The sequence below is a fragment of the Ruegeria sp. AB8 genome, from assembly GCF_056542605.1.
Genome location: NZ_JBQGAB010000001.1, coordinates 194508 through 215260, shown reverse-complemented (window position 1 = coordinate 215260; position 20753 = coordinate 194508). Strand labels below are relative to the sequence as shown.

At 59.3% G+C, this 20753-nt stretch carries 21 protein-coding genes; 10 read left to right on the top strand and 11 right to left on the bottom strand.

Going from position 1 to position 20753, the window contains the following annotated elements:
- Positions 1-14 precede the first annotated feature (14 nt).
- From plsX to ACR0CG_RS01035, 3 genes are all read right to left on the bottom strand, one after another.
- Entirely contained in the window at positions 15-1103 is a 1089-nt protein-coding gene (gene plsX, locus ACR0CG_RS01045) for a phosphate acyltransferase PlsX (protein WP_170610513.1), read from the bottom strand.
- 24 nt (positions 1104-1127) lie between these two features.
- Positions 1128-1334 (bottom strand): 50S ribosomal protein L32, encoded by a 207-nt coding sequence (rpmF, locus tag ACR0CG_RS01040; RefSeq protein ID WP_008756996.1) that lies wholly within the window; start codon positions 1332-1334, stop codon positions 1128-1130.
- A gap of 205 nt (positions 1335-1539) precedes the next feature.
- Positions 1540-2076, bottom strand: coding sequence for a YceD family protein (locus ACR0CG_RS01035; RefSeq protein WP_480522448.1), 537 nt, complete (start codon positions 2074-2076; stop codon positions 1540-1542).
- Between the two features lie 85 nt (positions 2077-2161).
- Here ACR0CG_RS01035 and ACR0CG_RS01030 point away from each other — a divergent pair, with 85 nt between their 5' ends.
- The 3 genes from ACR0CG_RS01030 (at position 2162) to ACR0CG_RS01020 (ending at position 5349) form a co-directional block, all read left to right on the top strand.
- On the top strand, positions 2162-2638 hold the full coding sequence (locus ACR0CG_RS01030) for an outer membrane protein assembly factor BamE (RefSeq protein ID WP_170610518.1): 477 nt from the start codon (positions 2162-2164) through the stop codon (positions 2636-2638).
- Between the two features lie 99 nt (positions 2639-2737).
- Complete coding sequence (locus tag ACR0CG_RS01025; protein ID WP_480522447.1) at positions 2738-3472, top strand: GNAT family N-acetyltransferase; 735 nt, start codon at positions 2738-2740, stop codon at positions 3470-3472.
- A 68-nt stretch (positions 3473-3540) separates the two neighbouring features.
- Positions 3541-5349, top strand: a complete 1809-nt coding sequence (locus tag ACR0CG_RS01020; RefSeq protein ID WP_480522446.1) for an ABC-F family ATP-binding cassette domain-containing protein — start codon at positions 3541-3543, stop codon at positions 5347-5349.
- A gap of 72 nt (positions 5350-5421) precedes the next feature.
- Here ACR0CG_RS01020 and ACR0CG_RS01015 read toward each other — a convergent pair whose 3' ends face one another.
- The 5 genes from ACR0CG_RS01015 to ACR0CG_RS00995 form a co-directional block, all read right to left on the bottom strand.
- Positions 5422-6177, bottom strand: a complete 756-nt coding sequence (locus tag ACR0CG_RS01015; RefSeq protein WP_480490101.1) for a 3-hydroxyacyl-CoA dehydrogenase — start codon at positions 6175-6177, stop codon at positions 5422-5424.
- A gap of 127 nt (positions 6178-6304) precedes the next feature.
- Complete coding sequence (locus tag ACR0CG_RS01010) at positions 6305-6838, bottom strand: DUF3299 domain-containing protein (protein WP_480522445.1); 534 nt, start codon at positions 6836-6838, stop codon at positions 6305-6307.
- On the bottom strand, positions 6828-8129 hold the full coding sequence (locus ACR0CG_RS01005; RefSeq protein WP_480522444.1) for an agmatinase family protein: 1302 nt from the start codon (positions 8127-8129) through the stop codon (positions 6828-6830). The genes ACR0CG_RS01010 and ACR0CG_RS01005 overlap by 11 nt, the downstream gene beginning before the upstream one ends.
- Positions 8130-8355: 226 nt before the next feature.
- The gene (gene tyrS, locus ACR0CG_RS01000; protein WP_170677471.1) at positions 8356-9606 is read right to left on the bottom strand and encodes a tyrosine--tRNA ligase; all 1251 of its coding nucleotides are present in this window, start codon (positions 9604-9606) and stop codon (positions 8356-8358) included.
- 87 nt (positions 9607-9693) lie between these two features.
- On the bottom strand, positions 9694-10986 hold the full coding sequence (locus ACR0CG_RS00995) for an MFS transporter (RefSeq protein ID WP_480522443.1): 1293 nt from the start codon (positions 10984-10986) through the stop codon (positions 9694-9696).
- A gap of 241 nt (positions 10987-11227) precedes the next feature.
- On the opposite strand from ACR0CG_RS00995, the gene ACR0CG_RS00990 reads away from it, so the two are divergent.
- Positions 11228-12355 (top strand): anhydro-N-acetylmuramic acid kinase, encoded by a 1128-nt coding sequence (locus tag ACR0CG_RS00990; RefSeq protein ID WP_480522632.1) that lies wholly within the window; start codon positions 11228-11230, stop codon positions 12353-12355.
- 65 nt (positions 12356-12420) lie between these two features.
- Here ACR0CG_RS00990 and ACR0CG_RS00985 read toward each other — a convergent pair whose 3' ends face one another.
- Entirely contained in the window at positions 12421-13311 is an 891-nt protein-coding gene (locus tag ACR0CG_RS00985; protein ID WP_480522442.1) for a fatty acid desaturase, read from the bottom strand.
- Positions 13312-13315: 4 nt separating this feature from the next.
- Positions 13316-13735: a cupin domain-containing protein gene (locus ACR0CG_RS00980; RefSeq protein WP_480522441.1), complete on the bottom strand. Its 420-nt coding sequence runs from the start codon at positions 13733-13735 to the stop codon at positions 13316-13318.
- Positions 13736-13820: 85 nt separating this feature from the next.
- On the opposite strand from ACR0CG_RS00980, the gene ACR0CG_RS00975 reads away from it, so the two are divergent.
- Positions 13821-15239, top strand: coding sequence for a protein adenylyltransferase SelO (locus ACR0CG_RS00975; protein WP_480522440.1), 1419 nt, complete (start codon positions 13821-13823; stop codon positions 15237-15239).
- 9 nt (positions 15240-15248) lie between these two features.
- Here ACR0CG_RS00975 and ACR0CG_RS00970 read toward each other — a convergent pair whose 3' ends face one another.
- Complete coding sequence (locus ACR0CG_RS00970; protein ID WP_480522439.1) at positions 15249-16214, bottom strand: cation diffusion facilitator family transporter; 966 nt, start codon at positions 16212-16214, stop codon at positions 15249-15251.
- 171 nt (positions 16215-16385) lie between these two features.
- Between ACR0CG_RS00970 and ACR0CG_RS00965 the strand changes: the two genes are divergently transcribed.
- From ACR0CG_RS00965 to ACR0CG_RS00945, 5 genes are all read left to right on the top strand, one after another.
- A complete protein-coding gene (locus tag ACR0CG_RS00965; RefSeq protein ID WP_170610549.1) occupies positions 16386-17090 on the top strand; it encodes an endonuclease/exonuclease/phosphatase family protein in 705 nt (234 codons plus the stop codon).
- Positions 17091-17168: 78 nt separating this feature from the next.
- Positions 17169-17582, top strand: a complete 414-nt coding sequence (locus tag ACR0CG_RS00960; RefSeq protein WP_170610551.1) for a Fur family transcriptional regulator — start codon at positions 17169-17171, stop codon at positions 17580-17582.
- Between the two features lie 136 nt (positions 17583-17718).
- Positions 17719-18600, top strand: coding sequence for a DMT family transporter (locus ACR0CG_RS00955; protein WP_480522438.1), 882 nt, complete (start codon positions 17719-17721; stop codon positions 18598-18600).
- A gap of 145 nt (positions 18601-18745) precedes the next feature.
- Positions 18746-20020, top strand: a complete 1275-nt coding sequence (gene eno / locus ACR0CG_RS00950) for a phosphopyruvate hydratase (RefSeq protein ID WP_480522437.1) — start codon at positions 18746-18748, stop codon at positions 20018-20020.
- A 214-nt stretch (positions 20021-20234) separates the two neighbouring features.
- Positions 20235-20708, top strand: a complete 474-nt coding sequence (locus ACR0CG_RS00945; protein ID WP_170805560.1) for a hypothetical protein — start codon at positions 20235-20237, stop codon at positions 20706-20708.
- Positions 20709-20753: the final 45 nt, after the last annotated feature.

Genomic DNA, 20753 nt, shown 5'->3' with positions numbered 1-20753 from the left:
TACTGCCTTTTTTGTTATTCTTCCGCCTGGGGCGGAGTATGCGCGGCATCTTGTGCAAGCTCGGCTGTGGATGCAACCCGTGCCGCCAATTTTTCAGCGAAACCCGACTCGGCCAGGGTAAACGCCAGTTTGACGGCCGCCGAGACACCCGTGGCATCCGCCCCGCCATGCGATTTCACGACGGTCCCGTTCAGGCCCAGAAACACGCCGCCATTCACACGACGAGGATCAATGCGTTTCTTCAGACGTTGCAACGAGGTGATCGCAAGAACCGAGGCCAGCCGGGACAGGGGCGAATACTTGAACGCCTCGCGCAGCAGATCGCCAATCAGGCTGGCTGTGCCTTCTCCGGTCTTGATGGCGACATTGCCGGTAAAGCCATCGGTTACAATGACATCCGCCTTGTCGCCGGGGATATCACTGCCTTCGACGAAACCCACAAACTCGAAATTCGCCTGCTCCGCGAATTCCGTAATCATCGTGTGGGCTTCTTTCAGTTCGGCGCGGCCTTTATGTTCTTCGGTCCCAACGTTCAGCAGGCCGATGCGGGGGCGGCCAAGCGCCATGCCATTGCGCGCGTAGGATGCGCCCATCAGTGCATATTGCAGCAGATCCTTTGCGTCGGCGCGGACATCCGCCCCGACATCCAGCATCACGTTGAAACCCTGCGGGTTGCGCGAAGGCCACAGAATGGCGATGGCCGGACGGTTCACGCCGGGCAATTTGCGCAGGCGCATCATCGACAACGCCATCAGCGCGCCGGTATTGCCGCAGGACACCGCGCCATGGGCATCGCCCTCGCGGACCGCTTCCAGCGTCGACCACATCGAGGTCTGCTTGCCGTTGCGCACCACCTGGCTGGGTTTGTCCTCCATCGTGACCACGTCCGGGCAATCACGAAAAACGACGCGCCCTTCAAGGACACGCCGTTTGGCAACCAGTCTGCGCAGCTCTTCTTCCGGCCCGTGCAGGATAAATCCGATGTCCGGGTTCTTACTTGCCGATTTGGCAATACCCGCGACAACGGCAGCGGGCCCTGCATCACCACCCATAGCATCAACCGAGATGATGATCCGGTCGTTTTGCGTGGGCTGATCCGTCATGCCTGGGCCTGCGTCCTGTCAGGCTTAGGCCGCGTCTTCGTCCAGATCGATTTCGTCGGCTTGTGCGACGACTTCGCGATCATCATAGTGGCCGCAGGATGCACAAACGTGGTGCGGGCGCTTCAGCTCGCCGCAGTTCGGGCATTCGTTCGGGTTTGCAGCAACCAGAGCGTCGTGTGCGCGGCGGTTGTTGCGACGCGACTTGGAAACTTTGTTCTGTTGGACGGCCATGGTCTCAACCTTTGTCTACTATGGGCCGACAGATTCGCTGTGGCCGGGGTTTCATTCTTCGTTTTCTCGTGGTTTGACGCGCGTTTAGGGGACGAGCCCCGCAATGTCCAACCCAAATTCCGATGAGCGCGCGAAAATACTGCGATTCTCGTCATGTTCAAGCGATTTTTCTGAGCGCCTGCTATGACAGGAAATCGCCCTCGTGTCACTCGTCTTTTTTCATCGCATCGCGCAAACCGGCCAGTCCGGCAAACGGCTTGACGTCCTTATCCGTCATCGCCTGTTTGCCCGCCTGGGTATAGTCAGCTTGCCCCAGTTCCGCGCCGTCCTTGCGCGGGTATTGGGGCAGGGCCAGCGACAGCGCCTCGATCATGATCGCTTGCGGATCGATTTCAGCACCCAGTGGTTCGGTTTCGTCCCCTTCGGGAATTTCGAACTCTTCTTCGTCTGGGTCGCTCCAGTCGGCCAGAAATACTCGTGTGACCGGGATATCGATCCGGGTTGTCACCGGATCCAGCGAGACGACACAGGGCTGAACGACCGTCGCGCCGAGCTTGCCGCTGACCACCCAGTCTCGCTTTCCCTGCGCGCGCACGTCTCCCTTGAAGCTGAGTTTGCGCAGCCCCAGCAGCCCAAGTTCGTCCTTGATCGCCGCCAAAGATTGGGTGCCAGGGCGCAAATCAAACGGCGTCGGCGTGTTTTGCGGCAGGTCGGCCACCCGCAGAGATGTATGGTTGCTCACTTCATGGCCCTTTCCTGTGTTGAACCAAGGCACCGGTTTCTGTAATCGGATAGAAGCCGCAAGAGGCCAAGGCAAGAGGGTGCAGATGTTGAAGATCGTGAACAGGTTCAATCCGGCGTCGAAGACGCTTGTCTTTGCTGCGTGCCTGGCAACCCTGGGTGCCTGTACGGCGACCTACAAAAACCACGGCTATATTCCACCGGCCGAAGAGCTGGCAGAAATCAAAGTTGGCGTAGACACCCGCGACAGCGTGGCCGAAGCGGTCGGCGCGCCCACCTCGACCGGTGTAGTTCGGGATTCGGGTTACTACTATGTGGCGTCGCGTGTCCGGTTTTACGGCCCCAAGAAGCCCGAAGTGGTATCACGAGAGTTGCTGGCCATCAGTTTCGACCAGCGGGGTGTTGTGCGAAACATCGAACGTTTTGGCCTGGAGGATGGAATCGTAGTGCCGCTGGAGCGCCGCGTCACCGAATCCAACATCGAGGACCAGGGGCTTATTCGCCAGCTGATCGGTAACATCGGCAACTTCAACCCGGCCAACATCCCGGGGGCAACAAACTAAAGTTCCGCCAAAACTAGCGATGGTCACACGACAGTCACACATTGCATGGTATCGATACGGCAAGTCGAAATCGGGTCAGCAACCGCGGAGGATGCGACCATGGCACTTTTGCTCGGTAGGGGGCGGTATCGCGCCCGTCTTGCGCAATCGCCGCAGGACGTTGCGACGGCGCAGCGACTGCGGACACTGGCATTTGGAACGGGGCGGACCGATCAGGACGATTTCGATCCGGTCTGCGCGCATATACTGGTTGAAGACGTGCGAAGCAGCGGGCAATTGGTTTGCTGCTTCCGCATGCTGACAATGAACAGCGGCACTGACATCGGGCGCAGCTATTCCTCGCAATTCTATGACCTTTCGGCGCTTGAAGGTATCAGCGGGCGGATGGTTGAGATGGGGCGGTTCTGCATACATCCCGACTGTTTCGATCACGACATACTGCGCGTCGCGTGGGGGGCCATGACCACCTATGTGGACGAGAACGAGGTCCGGATGCTGTTTGGCTGTTCCTCTTTTGCAGGCACCGAGACGGCCGAGTACCTGGACGCATTCGCCATGCTCAAACATGGCCATCTGGCACCGAAGCGCTGGTTGCCCCGGGTCAAGGCACCGGATGTTTTCCGCTTTGCCGCGCGCCTGCGGCGCAGGCCGGATGTGAGGAAGGCGATGCTGCGTATGCCGCCACTGTTGCGGACCTATCTGATGATGGGGGGCTGGGTCAGCGATCATGCGGTGGTGGACCGGCACATGAACACGTTGCATGTGTTTACCGGGCTTGAGATCGGAGCGATACCCCCGGGCCGCAAACGTTTGCTGCGAACCGTGGCCGGGTGATTTGAGTATTTTGGAAAAGGTGAAGCGAGGGCGTTGACGCGTCCCGTCAGCCGGTTTAGCTGGCGGGCATGGCGAGAATTCCTTTGTTGCAGATGTCCGGTATTTCCCTGACGTTCGGGGGTGATCCGGTGTTTTCCGGGCTTGATCTTGTGGTCCAGCCCGGTGATCGGGTGGCCCTTGTCGGGCGCAACGGATCAGGCAAATCCACATTGATGAAAGTGATGGCGGGTCTGGTCGAGCCTGATCACGGCGAAATCGTTGTGCCGCCCGGAAAATCGGTTGGGTACATGGAGCAGGACCCGACGATGGAAGGGTTCGCAACGCTGGGCGATTACGCGTCCAGCGGATTGGAGCCGGGCGAACTGTACAAGGTGGAACGCGCCGGTGAAGGGTTGAAGTTCGATCCGTCACGCGCGGTTGAGACCGCCTCGGGCGGCGAGCGGCGGCGGGCGGCGCTGGCCAAGCTGATGGCCGAGGCCCCGGATCTTATGTTGCTGGACGAGCCGACCAACCATCTGGATATCGAAGCGATTGGGTGGCTTGAACGCGAGCTGGGGTCAGCGCGGGCGGCTTTTGTCCTGATCTCGCATGACCGTGCCTTTTTGCGCGCACTGACGCGGGCGACTTTGTGGATTGATCGCGGGTCGGTGCGGCGGCAGGAACAGGGGTTTGACGCGTTCGAGGCGTGGCGGGACAAGGTCTGGGAGGAGGAAGACCAGCAACGCCACAAGCTGAACCGGCTGATCAAGTCCGAGGCGAAATGGGCAGTTGAGGGCATCAGCGCCAGACGCAAGCGCAACCAGGGTCGTGTGCGTGCCTTGCAGGCGCTGCGGGCGGAGAAAGCAGCGCAGATCAAACGTCAGGGCGCTGCCGCCATGTCATTGGAATCCGGACCGAAATCCGGCCGAAAAGTGATTGTGGCCGAAGGGCTGGCCAAGAGCTTTGGGGATACGCAGATCGTGCGAAATTTCGATCTGCTGGTTCAGCGCGGTGATCGTGTGGCCTTTGTCGGGCCCAATGGTGTGGGCAAGACGACGCTGTTGAAGATGCTTCTGGGACAAGAGGCGCCGGATGAGGGCGCGGTCAACCTGGGGACCAATCTGGAGATCGCGGTTTTCGATCAGACACGGGCGCAGCTTGATCCCGAAATGACCTTGTGGGACAGCCTGACCGGTGATCCGGACATGCGGGTGTCGGGCAAGGCTGATCAGGTTATGGTCGGCGGCCAGCCCAAGCATGTGGTTGGCTATCTCAAGGAATTTCTGTTCGACGAGCGGCAGGCGAGAGCAGCCGTTAAGTCTTTGTCTGGTGGGGAAAAAGCACGATTGCTGTTGGCGAAGCTGATGGCAAAATCATCGAATCTGCTGGTGCTGGACGAACCGACCAACGATCTGGATGTCGAGACGCTGGACCTGTTGCAGGAACTGCTGGACGACTATGATGGCACGGTTTTGCTGGTCAGCCATGACCGGGACTTTCTTGATCGCGTGGCCACCACTACCATCGCGATGGAGGGTAATGGGCGCGCCACGGTCTATGCTGGCGGCTGGTCGGATTACATCGCGCAACGCGGCGACGTGACCGATAAGAAAGAAGAAAAATCAAAGCCTTCAAGGGCAAAGGTCAAGCAGGAGACGAAGCCGAAATCGGGACTGTCCTTCTCGGAAAAGCACCGGTTGGAAAAGCTTCCGGCCGAGATCACGCGCCTTGAGGCCGAGATTGCCAAGCTGGAAGACCTGATGTCCGACCCGGAGCTGTTTACCCGCGAGCCGGTCAAGTTTCAGAAAGCAACCGATGCGCTGGTCGAGCGGCAGGAGAAACTGTCCGCCGCCGAGGAAGAATGGCTGATGCTGGAAGAAAAGGCCGAAGGCACTTAGTACTGTTTTGTACGTCCCGCCATCGCGGGTGTGTTTGATTTGTACCAAATTCCTGCGGCCGTATTCGGTGCATCAGCGCATGCGCAGCGCGCCGTCGATGCGGATGACTTCGCCGTTCAGGTAACCCATCTCGACTATGAATCCAGCCAGCCGCCCGTATTCACGCGGATCACCCAGACGGGGCGGGTTGGGCACGTCGGCGGCAAGCTGCTGCTGCACCTCTTCCGGCAACCCGGCCAGCATCGGGGTCATGAAGATACCGGGCGCGATGGTCATGACGCGTATGCCGGTCGAGGCCAGATCACGGGCCATGGGCAGGGTCATGCCCACCACGCCACCTTTGGAGGCAGCATAGGCGGCCTGACCTTTCTGTCCGTCGAAAGCCGCGATCGACGCCGTGTTGATGATCACCCCGCGTGCGCCGTCGGGTTCGGGTTCGTTCCGCGCCATCTCGGTTGCGGCGAGACGTGACACGTTGAAGGTGCCGACCAGATTGATGTCGATGGTTCGCTGGAACGCGTCCAGCGGGTGGGGGCCATCCTTGCCGACCGTCTTGATGCCATAAGCGATACCGGCGCAGTTCACGGCGGCCGTGATCTTGCCCATCTTGTCCGTGGCCAATGCGATGGCAGCAGAGACCGAGGCCTCGTCAGTTACATCCGTATTCGCAAAGTGCCCGTTGATATCCTCTGCCACCTGCGTTCCCCGGTCGGCGTCCCGGTCCAGAATCGTGACCTGAGCACCGTTTTCGGCAAAATAGCGGGCAGTGGCTTCGCCCAATCCGGATGCGCCGCCGGTGACGATCGCGGCTGTGGTGGACAATTGCATGGCGGGCTCCTCTGCGGTGATTTGAACGTATGTTCATTTAATGGGAAGAGGCTATGCCTGTCCAGTCGTGTGTGCATGAAGGTCCGTTTCCGTCCCAAATGGGTAGTTTATCGCCTGACGGGTGGTTTCACTCGGCGGCTGAGACGTCAGGAATGGTTGCTGTAACAACGTCCGAAGCTTTGATCTTGTAGACTGAAGGCGCGAGTTCGCTCTGAGACTGTCGGATGAAGATTTCACCTGTCACCCAAACCGGATCCGCAGATATGTCGACGCCTTCCGGATACTCAACAGAAATTACCTGATCAGGAAGTGGTGCGGTTGGATGCCGGCACGTCTGAGACAACAGAGGCACTAACAGGAAGTCTTTCACGTCCTTGAATTCAAACTCAACGGGATGAGCGTACCCGGCAATGAGAACAAGATCGCCTTCCAGGTCAGAGTTCCCCGGCACGCATTCGGCAATCTGCATCGATAGCATACGATCGCTTAAGTCTCTGGGCAGGCAACTTGGGTTTGACAGGTATTCATCCAAAAACTGAGCGCACTCGACAAGGCGGCCTTCGCGAAGATCTGACCACGAAATCTTCTGCGGCTCGGACTGTGCTGCCAAACCGGTCAGAGAAACAAAGAAGACTGAACAGACAAGAAGTCTAATTGTCATTCTGACCGTGTGAAACAGTGAGCGGGCTTTTGTAATCCGGTTCGGTCAGACCCTGTTTACGCATCGCAATGCCGGTCAGGCATTCCCTGATCGTTCGATTGGCATTCAAAGCCGAAACGTAGGTTGGGTCCATCAACGGAGCCAGTTCGACAATTTCGAACCCAATCACATTCGACTCGGCGCAGAGACGACGAATTATCGGAAAGATCTCGCGCGGCATCAGGCCGCCAGGTTCGGGCGTTCCCGTGCCGGGGACAAATGCCGGGTCAAAAGTGTCGATGTCGAAAGAGATATAGATAAACTCCGGCCCGTCATTTGCTTCCGCAATGACGTCTTCCATAACCGCGTCCCAGCCGCGATGTTCGATCTCGGCCATGGTATGATAGCGGAATTGGTTGGTGCGCATCCACTCAAACGCTTTTTCATCCGGGTAGTATCCGCGCAATGCGACTTGAATGAAGTTTTTGCCCTCGACCAAGTCTTCTTCGATCAACCTGAAAACAGGCATGCCATGGTTGATCAGGTGTCCAAAGCCATACTTTCCGGCATCGTAGTGTGCATCGAAATGAACGACGCCCACGTTACCCTTGCCATAAACGTCCGTCATGGCTGCCACGTTCGGATACATCAATGAATGATCACCACCAACAATAAAAGGTATCACATGGCTGCCGTCAGCGTGTTGCACTGCCGCTGCCTGACCAACAAAAGAACGGACCGCATGAATTGTGCGCTCGGTGCTCATGATGTCGTTCGGGGCGTTTCCGTAGTCAACAACTGTCATTTCCTGCAGCGGATCAACCATGACGTGCATATGCGGCTGCCGCGCCCCACGGCCGAGATACAACGAGGAGTTACGAACTGCATTCGGACCGCGCGACGCCCCGCGTGCGCCGGTCCCCATGTCAGTAAAGGCACCCATGATGGCGACGTCAACTTCAGCAGCGGCTAGATCGCCGGGCGTGAATGCTAACGGTTGGTGCAAGAAAGTTGGGAGTTGCATATAGCCTTGGCCAGGGAAACGCTGAGGGTCGACAACCCCGGGTTCTCGTCCTTCACGCTCTCCTTCAAAACTTGGCAAAGGAGTGCGCCATGCATTGTAAGTTGGATCTTCAGTGTCCAAAGGAATAACGGGTTGTTCCCCCTCACGGATCGGTGCTTGGGCACCTTCGAATTCATGACCATAAATTTGAGCGTTTGCGGAACTTGCAAAGGCAACGCACAAAACAGCGAGCGTGAATTGGAGACTTTGAAACACCGGAAGCCCCTCCCTTGGTTTTGGCTTAACCAAAACTATCGCCGAAACTGCAGTTTTTCGCAAGTTCTGGCTCGGGTACGTCCTTTGCACTGGGATGTAAGGCCTTTTGTCAGCCTGTTTTTCCTCCTGCAAATCCAGAGTTTCTTTTCCAGACTTGCGACCTTGTCCACTTAGCTGGCGCTCCGCCCATGGTTAAGCTTGGCGGTCAAACGAAAACGGCCACCGGTCAGGTGGCCGCTTCGAAGAATTGTATTTGTCTTCAGCCCAGCTGCACCAGCGCGTGACGCTTTTTTCCGGCGCTCAGCTTGATCGGCGACGACAGCGCGCCTGCGTCGATCATCAGGCCCGCATCCGTCAACGGCGCGTCGTCCAGTTTGGCGCCGTTTTCGGCGATCAGGCGTTTGGCTTCCTTGCCCGATTTTGCCAGGCCGGATTTCACGATGATCTGCACGATGGACATGCCGTCGCCCAGTTCATCCACGCTGAGGGTTAGGGTAGGCAGATCACCTCCGACACCGCCTTTTTCGAAAACCTCGCGGGCGGTGGCTTCTGCCGTCGCGGCGGCGTCGGCCCCGTGCAGCAGGGTGGTGACCTCATTGGCGAGACGGATTTTGGCCTCGTTGATCTCGGACCCGGCCAGCGCGCCCATGCGGTTGCATTCCTCGACAGGGAGTTCCGTGAAGATTTTAAGGAAGCGGCCCACATCTGCGTCGGTGGTGTTGCGCCAGAACTGCCAGAATTCGTAAGCGCTCAGCATGTCACCGTTCAGCCAGACCGCGCCGCCCTGCGACTTGCCCATCTTGCGGCCATCGCTGGTCGTCAGCAGCGGTGTGGTCAGGCCGTAAATCTCCTGATCCAGAACCCGGCGGGTCAGGTCTATGCCGTTGACGATATTGCCCCACTGGTCTGAACCGCCCATCTGCAGAACGCAGCCATAGCGGCGGTTCAGCTCGAGGAAGTCGTAGGCCTGCAGGATCATGTAGTTGAACTCGAGGAAGCTCAGCGATTGTTCACGATCCAGCCGTGATTTCACCGATTCAAAGCTCAGCATCCGGTTGACTGAGAAATGCCGCCCGATATCGCGCAGGAAATCGAGGTAGTTCAGACCGTCCAGCCATTCGGCATTGTTCAGCATCAGCGCGCCGGTCTCGCTGTCGTCATAGGACAGGTATTTGGCGAAAACCTGCTTCATGCCCGCGATATTGGCGTCGATCTGTTCGGGGCCCAGCAAAGGGCGCTCGTCCGAGCGGAACGAGGGGTCGCCCACCTTGGTCGTGCCGCCGCCCATCAGGGTAATCGGCTTGTGGCCGGTCTTTTGCAGCCAGCGCAGAACCATGATGTTCATCAAATGACCCACGTGCAGCGACTGCGCCGTGGCGTCATATCCGATATAGGCAGTTTGCACCCCGCTGATCAGCGCGTCGTCAAGGCCCTGATAATCGGTGCAGTCGGCGAGAAAGCCGCGCTCGATCATCGTGGCGATGAAATCCGATTTGGGGTGGTAGTTCATATCGTGCCCTCGGGGTTGATGTTGCGGGGCACTGTATAGGCGGCGGGATGGGTAAGGGAAAGGCACCTTTTTCGCTGAGATCGATGCCTAGGGGTCTTTCGGTTCAGGTGACTGGTCGACCGGTGGCAGGCTGAACGCGTATATCATTGCGATCAGGTTCAGCACCGCCAGCACGAAAATGGGCGTGACCGGGTCATGCAGATGGGCCACGGCGCCAAGAATGGCGGCGAACACGATGCCGACCAATCCGGCAATCACGTCCCCCAGCGCTACAAGGTAGGGACGTTCCTTTTCCTCGGTCAACTCGATCAGATAGAGGTAGCGACCGTAGATCACGCCATTACCTCCGACGGACAGCAGCAGGATCACCAGCGCGTAGAGCCAGACGTTCTGTGCGTAACCCAGCATCGTGAACGCCAGCGCCAGAATGGCCGATATCATCGAAATCAGGCACCCCAGCCACATGACCGGCTTGACCGATATGCGCCCGCTGAGCCAGCCCCAGACGACCGAGCCGATCACGACACCTGCGCTGGCGGCCATGACGAAGTAGCTGAGTGAGTGTTTGGTGCCCACATGGTAGGTCGCCGCGTGGATGGTGTAGAACGGCATGGCCAGTTCCACCGAGATGAAGATCATACGGGCGGTCAGAAATTTGCGATACCAGCCCAGGGCCATGCCGGTTTTGAAGCCGGTGGCAAGCTCGGCGAGGGGTTTGGGCTTTTGTGCCGGCGCGGGTTTGGCAGCGTGTTCTTCCTCAAGCAGGCGGACACCGGCAAAGCTGATACCGGCGGCAAACATCGCGACAACACCGCACCACATGACGACGATATGGCGTTGCAGGGGTTCTTCTGAGGCCAGAAGATCCTTGGTGATCCAGACGATCGCAATGGCCAGAACGCCCGAGATCGTGGCCTGGGCAAAGACCATCCGGTTACGCTTGGCCTTGGGAACCGACACGCCGTAGATCTGGCTGGTGCCGAGGCTGGTGATCCCCTGACACAGGCCCATGATGATCGCGGTGATCAGGAACAATGCGACCACCATGATCTGTGGCAGGTTGGTGGCAAACAACGCCACGACGGCCAGGATGGCCCCGGTCAGGATGTTTGGGATATAGACCGCCACTTTCGCGCGGGTCACGCGGTTGATGAAGGGCGAGACGAAGATTTCAGCGATCAGCCTTGCGCCGGTGACAAACGGCAGCAGCAGGCCTGCAACGAAGGTGGGGGCAGCAAGCGCAAGATAGAGGAATGGCAGAACCAGCCGGGGGTTGACCAGTTGCCCGCCGATCGTCGCCAGCGCGCCTGACCAGAAAATCAGCTGGTAGTTGCGGGCCTCAATCGGATTGGTGCCCTCGGGTGTGTCCGGTCGCTGCATCAGGTAATGACTCGGGTGTTCTGAATTCCATATGGTTGTAACTTGCCATACTCCGTCACTTTTTCGCAAATCCCGCCACAGTCAGATCGCGGTACCGGGTTGGATATAGATTTGAGGCAACGATTCCGGTTGCCTTGTGATCGGCGAATTCCATGCGACTTGCTTTGTGCGGCTATACATGGGCAGGTTGAGCCTGACGCCGGGATTTCAGGCGCAGAATGAAGTTGCAGGAGAGACAAGCGTGGGGCAGGCCATCAAGAAAAACGGGTCCGTCAGAGCTTTGGGCGCCATGTCAGGCACATCCCTGGACGGGGTGGATGCAGCTGTTGTGGTAACAGACGGTCGTGAGATTCTCGGGTTTGGGGAAAGCCTGTACCGCGCGTATTCGGATGAGGAACGCGCGCTGTTGCGCAGGGCGCTGGGACGCTGGCACGGCGCCGAGGTCGACGCGGCGGAGGAGTTGGTGACCCGCGCCCATGCCGAGCTTCTGTCAGAGTTCGAAGAGGTGGACGTCATCGGGTTTCACGGACAGACCCTGGCCCATGCGCCGAAAACACAAGGGACGTTGCAGGTTGGCGATGGCGTTGGCCTGTCGCAGGCGCTGGGCTTGCCGGTGGTCTGGGATTTCCGCAGCGACGACGTGGCGATGGGGGGCGAGGGGGCGCCGCTGGCACCGTTCTTTCACTTTGCCTGCGCCAAATGGATTGGCGCGACCCGGCCACTGTGTTTCCTGAACCTTGGCGGGGTCGGCAACCTGACTTATGTGGATCCGGCCTGTGCCGGACCAGAGGTGCCGGGCGCGCTGCTGGCTTTTGACACGGGTCCGGCCAATGCGCCGGTTGACGATCTGATGCAGGCGAGGTTGGGTTTGCCAATGGATCGGGACGGGGCTGTGGCGCAGGGCGGTTCGGTGGAGACCGGCGCGCTTGAGCTGTTTCTGGCCGAGCCGTTCTTTGCCCGTATGCCGCCGAAATCACTGGATCGCAACGATTTTGCCGAGATGATTGAACTGGTCAAAGAGCTCGGCGATGCGGATGCGGTCGCAACCCTGACCGGAATGTGCGCGGCCGGTGTGGCGCAGGGGATGGAGCATTGCCCGAAACCGCCCGAACGAGTGCTGGTTACGGGCGGCGGACGGCGCAATCCGGTGCTGATGAAGATGCTAAGTGTGTCACTGGACTGTCCCGTCGAACCGGTCGAGGCCGTCGGACTGGATGGCGACATGCTGGAGGCGCAGGCTTTTGCCTATCTCGCCGTGCGCGTCGCGCGGGGGCTGCCGACCTCGTGCCCGGGAACAACCGGGGTCAAGGCGTTGGTGGGGGGCGGGATTGTATCCTCGCCGTCCCCTGGGGTCGCGGTTGGCGGGTAAGGGGCGCTGCCCCTCGGCTTTGCGGCCTCACCCCGGGATAGTTGTGGCCAGATGAAGAACGGATCCTAACGGCTAAGGCTTTGGGTGTAGTCCGAGGTGAATTCGGCATAGCCGTTTGACGTGGATTTCAGATGCGCCTGTGTCCAGCGGTGCAGTTCGGGCAACTGATGGAACGGGACGTTCGGAAACGCGTGGTGCTCCGCGTGGTAGGGCATGTTCCAGGCGAGAAAGCGGATCAGCCTGTTGGTAAAGGTGGTGCGCGAGTTTTCCAGCATGTTGGCGACGGGCGGGCAGAGGCCGTGTTCGGCCAACAGGTAGAGACGCAGGAACGGCTGGCCGATCAGAACCGGAAGGATCCACAGCCAGAAGAGGGTTGGGGAAAACAACAGGCTGAGGACCGCGAGGGTGTAGAGGGACAGGAGACAGCGCGCCTCGGCCCGGATTGCGCGGTGCTGGCGGGCGGGCAGGTAGGGGGCGTCGATCCTGCCGCGGGCGTTGCGGAACATCACCCGTGCCATGCCGGACCAGTAGGGCCGGCCGCTGAGGTAGACCGCAAGGCTGCGCCAGTTGTCCGGGCGGGGCTTGCCGTCGAGCTCGGGGTCATTCTGCGGGTGATTGGTCCATTTGTGGTGGGCCAGGTGGAAAAAGCGAAACCATGTGAAGGGCAGCGCGATGGGAACCGAGACCACGTGGCCGACCGCGTCGTTGAGCCATCCGGTCCGAAACGGGGTTTTGTGGGTGCATTCGTGGCTGAGCGTGAACAGGAAGACCAGAAGAATGCCCTGCGGTAAGAGCAGAACGGGCCAGAACGGGATTTGTGCAGCGATGCCGGCACTGGTTGCAGCCAGAATCCCAAGATAGATCAGAAGATGTTTCAACCCGAAGATGTCCGAGCGTCTTTGCAGACGGTCCTTTGTGTCTGCCGGGATGGAAGAGACGAGCGCGCGGTGATCCATGGGGTCAGCTGCGCGGGATGTCGAAGCCGGGTTCGGCCAGTTCGAAGCCTTCGAACTTAAACCCCGGTGAGACCGTGCAACTGACCAATGTATAGGCGCCGGTGCTGCGGGCGGATTGCCAGTGGTTTTCCGGCACGATCAGTTGCGGCTCACCCTCAGACAGATCGGGGGTGAGCAGGTGATCGGTGGCCGGGCCGTGGCTGGTTGCGCTCAGCGAAAGGACCAACGGCGCGCCGGCGTGGTAAAGCCAGATTTCCGTGGCATCGACACGGTGCCAGTGGCTGCTTTCGTCTTGCTGCAGAAGGAAATAGATGCAGGTTCCAGTGGCGCGGCCTGAATTGCTGGCGCGCCAGGTTTCCCGGAACCAGCCGCCTTCAGGGTGGCGCTGCATTTGCAGGTGATTGATCATCTCTTGTGCGGTCATTTGATCCTCGGATGTTCGGGTCAATTATGCACGGGATGGCGCAATCCGCTATGGCAATCGCAGGCACAGGCCATATGTTTGGCGCATGACCCTGACGATCCCCTTTGACAATTCCTACGCCCGGCTGCCGGATACGTTTTTTGCGCGACAGGCGCCGGTTCCCGTTCGAGCACCGCAGATGATCGCGTTCAATGCCGATCTGGCCAAGGTTCTGCGAATTTCTGCGGGTGATGTGCAGGAAATGGCCGAGACCTTTGCCGGAAACGCCGTGCCTGCAGGGGCCGAACCGTTGGCGCAGCTTTATGCCGGGCATCAGTTCGGGCACTACAATCCGCAACTGGGCGATGGCCGCGCCGTGCTTTTGGGTGAGACGGTCGGCACGGATGGGGTGCGCCGTGACATTCAGTTGAAAGGGTCCGGACCGACCCCGTTTTCGCGGCAAGGGGACGGACGCGCCTGGCTGGGTCCTGTGCTGCGCGAATACGTGGTTTCCGAAGCCATGCACGCGCTGGGCATCCCGACGACCCGGGCGCTTGCGGCAGTGGAAACAGGTGAGGTTGTTCTGCGGGAAGGTCCGTTGCCCGGCGCGGTTCTGACCCGTGTGGCGCAAAGCCATCTGCGGGTGGGTACGTTTCAGGTCTTTGCCGCGCGCGGGCAGTTGGACAGTTTGAAACGGCTGACGGACTACGCGATTGCGCGCCATTATCCCGACACAGAGGGCCCCATGGGCCTGCTGCGTGCGGTTGTCGACGCGCAGGCGCAATTGATCGCGGGTTGGATGAGTGTGGGGTTTATTCACGGGGTGATGAACACCGACAATTGCTCGGTTGCCGGAGAGACCATCGATTACGGGCCGTGTGCCTTCATGGACAGCTATCATCCGAACACGGTCTACAGCTCGATTGACCGGATGAGGCGGTATGCCTATTCCAACCAGCCCGAGGTTGCCGTCTGGAATGTGGCGCAACTGGCCACATCGCTGATCCAGCAGATGGAGGACAAGGAAGCCGCCGTCGAGGAGGCGACTGAGGTCGTGCACGCCATGCCCGAGCTGCTGCAGGCGAACTGGCTACGCCGGTTCCGGGCCAAGATCGGGCTTGCAACGGCAGAGGACGGCGATCTTGAGATGATTTCCGACCTGCTGACGCGGATGGCCCAGAACGGTGCCGATTTCACAAATACTTTCCGCGCGCTGGGCAGCGATGCGGCACGGGACCAGTTCACCGAGCGCGAGGCGTTTGACGCCTGGGCCGAAGGATGGAGCGCGCGTCTGGTACGCGAGGCAGACCCGCAAAGCGTTATGGCAATGGCCAATCCGGCTTTCATCCCGCGCAATCACCGTGTCGAACAGATGATTCAGTCCGCCGTGAAAGGGGACTACGCGCCGTTTCACCGTCTGAACAAGGTACTGGCGAACCCATACGTGGATCAGCCTGATGCGGCCGACCTGATGCGACCCCCGACCGAGAATGAAGTGGTCCGGGCGACCTTCTGTGGCACGTGAGCGCAGAGGTTAGGGTGTCGCCTGATACGGGTTGATCGTGTCCGGCCAGCGCCGCTGGTACTGGGTGACCAAAAGCAACACATCCGATTCAGGCAACGCGGTTCGTGCATCGCTGATCATGCGCAAGTTCAGGGTGTCGATTTCGTCTGCAGTGACGGGGCGGCCCGGATCATAGTAGACCGTCACCAGAAAGCTGCGCCCCTGTTTTGTCACGGACATGTCCCGCAAGGTACCACCGTCTTCGGCGATGGCTTCGCGCAGGGCCCGGCGCGCGGTCGCCAGGTGTTCGGGGTTTGCGGTGACGTTCGCCAGTTCTCCCAAACCGCCCCGGAACTCGCGAAAATAGGTACCGACAGCCAGCAGACAGAGCACCAGAACGATGATCGAGTCCCCGATCGGAGCGATGGGCGCAAGGGGGCCATCGCGGAACAGGTAGATGGCGCCCAGCCCCAGTCCGGCGGCGGCGGTGATCATACCATCGAAAAGCGAAGCGCGGGCCTCCAGACGCAGGATCGAACTGTTCTTTCCGGTCTTGCGCCAGGTGAAGTGATGAAAGGCCCAAAGGAAAAGACAGGTGGCCCCGATCGTTGCGAAATACACGAACATCGGCGCGAAATTCAGCGGCTCGGGATCAATGCCGCTTAGATAGCTGTAGATGTTCTTGATTGCGTTTGTGATAGCGAACAGGACAAGCCCCAGCAGCGACAGGGCACGGAAGGTGGAGAAGATGGCCTCGTCCGCCGCATATCCGAAGGGGCGCAGCTTGTCGGGTCCTGCGCCGACGCGCTGGCTGATCCGGCGGCCCAGAACGGCAGAGCCGAAACCGATCAATGAAAACAGGCCATCCATCATGATGGCATTGGAGTTTGACAGGATACCGGCCAGAATACCGGCCCCGGCCATGAACAGGTTGCCCCACATGGCCACAAGTAGCGACCGACCTTCGAGGCGTTTCTTGTTGTCAGTGTCCGGCATTGCCATCCCGTTTTACCCCGAAGTAACATCAATCCGCTGCACAAATAGTCAATAGCGTGCATTTCGCCAATGATTTGAACTGCGCGGATTTTGCACCGAAAAACAAGTATTCCGGGGTTGCACACGGGAACGGGCGACGCAATCTTAGAGGTCTACGACAACCGGAAGCCCATGACCCGTTCGCCGACCCTTCGACTTGCCAGTTACAACATTCAGAAATGCGTCGGGCTGGACCTTCGGCGTCAGCCGCAGCGTATCCTTCAGGTTCTGGAGGGAATGAAAGCGGATATCGTGGTGTTGCAGGAGGCCGACAAACGTCTGCCGCCCCGGCCTGCGGCGCTGCCGCATTTCATGCTGGACGAAGCTGGCTGGAACATTGTCGATCTGGGCGGCGCGGGCAGCCTGGGCTGGCACGGCAACGCAGTAATCTGGCGGGGTGACGCCATACAGGTGCGCAGCGCATCCCATCACGAGTTGCCGGGGCTGGAGCCGCGCGGGGCCGTTCAGGTCGAATTCGATACTCAGATTGGTCCGCTTCGGGTTATGGGGATGCATCTGGGCCTGCTGCCCGCATCCCGCCGCCAGCAGTTGACGCAACTCAGGCGCAGCGATGCGGGGCAGAACAGTATGCCGACTGTCTGGGCGGGGGATTTCAACGAATGGTCGCGTCAGCCCGTGCTGGATCACCTGGTTCCGGGCATGCGGTTTCTGCCTCCGGTCGCAAGCTTTCCGGCGGCGCAACCCCTGGGCGCGCTGGACCGAATCGCGCTGGGCGGCGGCCTTGAGGCAATGCTGCACGGTGTACATAACGCGCGGCCGGCGCATATTGCGTCGGATCATCTGCCGGTCTGGGCTGACCTGCGGTCTGCAGTCTAGGGCGCACTGGAAAATCACCTGTGGCGCGCGCCGTGCAGACGTACTAAGACAGAAACCCGAACACTTCTGGGGGTCATCATGCCGGATACGATCATCACCCGATGCGAAGCCAAAGGGCTGCGCATGACGGGGCAGCGCCGCACAATTGCCCAGGTGCTGGAGGAAAGCGAAGACCATCCGGATGTCGAAGAACTGTACACGCGCGCCTCGGCCGTTGATTCCGGCATTTCCATTGCAACAGTCTACCGGACCGTCAAATTGTTCGAAGAGGCGGGAATACTGGAGCGGCTGGAATTCGGCGACGGACGCGCGCGGTACGAGGACGCCGAGCGCGATCACCACGATCATCTGATCGACATGCAGTCGGGCGAGGTGATCGAGTTCGTTGATCCCGAGATCGAGGCACTGCAGGAAAAGATTGCCGCCAAGCTGGGCTACAAGCTGAAAGGGCACCGGCTGGAACTGTATGGTGTGCCGCTGGAACAGGACTGACCTATCACGAAAAGCGATTGGTCGCTTCAAATCAATTCATTATACCTGTCGTAATCCGGCTTGCGACGTCGCGAATGTTCCGGTTTTGGTGACTCACAGGCTCAGATTTTTTCAGCCCACCCAAACGGACACGCGCATGAATAACGTAAACGGCATATTGCTGATCATTGGCTCGATGGTGGCCTTTTCGCTTGAAGACATGTTCATCAAGCATCTGTCGACCAGTGTTTCGACCGGCCAGATCATGATTGTTCTGGGGCTGTTTTGCAGCCTTGTTTTCGTGCTGATGTCGTTGGCCACACGCAAACGCATCCTTGATCCGGTGGCGTGGCAGCCGTTGCCGCTGGCCCGTGCCGCGACCGAAGCGGTGGGGGCATTGACCTTTGTTACCGCCCTGTCGCTTGTCGACCTGTCCACAGTTGCAGCTGTGTTCCAGGCGATGCCGCTGGCGGTGACCATGGGGGCGGCGCTGTTTCTGGGGGAACAGGTAGGCTGGCGGCGGTGGAGCGCGATTGGCGTTGGTTTCATCGGTGTTCTGATGATCATTCGTCCCGGACTTGAGGGTTTCCAGCCCGAGTCCCTGTTTGTCGTGGCAACCGTGATTGCCATTGCGGCGCGGGATCTGATCACGCGGAAACTTGATGTTCGCGTCGCGTCATCTGTTGTGGCGCTGCAGGCCTACATCGCGGTGGCGTTTGCCGGTGCGGTTCTGATGGTGTTTTCGGCTCAACCGGTCATTCCGCTGCAAACGGCGCAGATCGGTCCTTATCTTGGCGCGATCGGGTTTGGCGTTCTGGGATATTATGGCATCGTAACCGCGATGCGGATCGGTGAGGCGTCGGCCCTGACGCCATTCCGGTACACCCGCCTGGTCTTCTCGATTGCCGCAGGGATGCTGATGTTCGGCGAACGTCCCGACCAGATGACACTGGCCGGTGCCATGCTGATCATGGGTTCCGGCCTTTACACCTTTGTTCGCGAGCGCCGTCTGGCGCGTGCCATGGCGGTTGCGGCCTGACGGATCGTCGCAGGTTGGCGCAAACAGGATGCTGTTAGCCCTAAAGGCCACCTGATTAGCGTGTTAGCGATAACATGACCGGTTTACTTTTCACCCGGTGATGGTATGAGGCGTGCAACTGAACGCAGCCACAGGGACGGGCCTTATGAGCACCATCATCGACATCCATGCACGTGAAATTCTGGACAGCCGGGGCAACCCGACGGTCGAAGTGGACGTGATCCTGGAAGACGGCACCATGGGCCGCGCCGCTGTGCCCTCTGGCGCATCAACCGGCGCCTATGAAGCGGTGGAAAAGCGCGATGGCGACAAGTCGCGCTATATGGGCAAGGGCGTTCTGGAAGCCGTCGCCGCCGTGAACGGTGAGATCGCGGAAGAACTGGTGGGCTATGACGCGACCGAGCAGGTGGCGATCGATCAGGCGATGATCGAACTGGACGGGACCGAAAACAAGGGCCGTCTGGGCGCAAACGCAATCCTGGGTGTCTCGCTGGCGACTGCCAAGGCCGCAGCGGATTTCACCACGCAGCCATTGTATCGCTATGTGGGCGGCACTTCGGCCCGTGTTCTGCCTGTACCGATGATGAACATCATCAACGGCGGTGAACATGCAGACAACCCGATAGACATTCAGGAATTCATGATCATGCCCACCTCGGCCGCGAATATCCGCGAAGCCGTGCGCATGGGGTCCGAGGTGTTCCACACGCTGAAACGCGAGTTGTCAGCCGCTGGTCTGGCCACCGGTGTCGGCGATGAGGGCGGCTTTGCCCCCAATATTGCATCCACCCGCGAGGCTCTGGATTTCATCCTGCAGTCCATCGAAAAGGCAGGCTACAAGCCGGGCGAGGAAATCCACCTGGCGCTGGATTGTGCGGCAACCGAATACTACAGGGACGGCAAATACGTCCTGTCGGGCGAGAATATCTCGCTGACGTCCGAGGAAAATGCCGAGTATCTGGCGGCGCTGGTCAAGGATTACCCGATCATCTCGATCGAAGACGGCATGTCCGAGGATGACTGGGACGGCTGGAAAGCTCTGACCGACATGATCGGCGACAAGATACAGTTGGTGGGTGATGATCTGTTTGTAACTAACCCGGCGCGTCTGGCCGAAGGGATCGAGCGCGGTTGTGCCAACTCGATGCTGGTCAAGGTAAACCAGATCGGATCGCTGACCGAGACCCTGCGCGCTGTCGATATGGCGCATCGCGCACGCTACACCAATGTGATGTCGCACCGCTCGGGCGAGACCGAGGACGCAACCATCGCTGACCTGGCGGTTGCAACTAACTGTGGTCAGATCAAAACCGGCTCGCTCGCGCGGTCGGACCGGCTGGCCAAGTACAACCAGTTGATCCGGATCGAGGAGTCACTGGGTGAGGTCGCGGAATATGCCGGAGCATCGATCCTGCGCTGAGTCGGAGCCTTTCGGCAAAAATAATAAGAATCCTGACTGAAGATCATTGCGGAGTCAGATGCTTTGGCCCGCGTGTCAAAAAAACATGTTCCTCCCTCGCCGATTAGGCGGGGGCGGGGTACGGCATTTCAGTGAATTGGGGATAGGTGCCTCGGACAAGAGTTCCCGTAGTCGCCCGGTTCATGCCATTCGGCAAGCAGCTTGGGAAACATGATTGTTTGACGGGTTCTGGCCGAGTTGTGGGGCGCAGCAGTGTGGTAGAACCGAGCTGATCAGCAATCGGGTCTATGTTCGCCCATCCAGGGCTTGGGAGAACCAGAGCGGCGTCAAACAGGTGCCAGATCGGTTGCTCATTCTATGTGTTACAAACGATAGGGCTTTTGATGGGGGGCGTTTTCAAGCTGCCGCCTTGCTGTCTGTCACTGGAGCATGTGGTGAAAATCTCAGTTCTCCGTATCGCTTTCAGGTTGTGGCAAAGGGGCGCGTTTTGTCGCGAAAGTGTAAATTTCGGGATGCGAGGACAGAAAATATTCAAAAAATCCGAGACGAAATTAGGAAAACGCTCGAAAAGTCCGATCGCTGGATCGTCTATGGTTATCAATGCTCTAGCAGTGAATATGCTGGTCAAAAGACCGCGAAAACAGACATATCGGCGGAAAATGGCCGAGTATTATATCGTTATGTGTGAACTTGTTCCTAACGGCGGTGTCTCAACATGAGTTATCCTGATTGC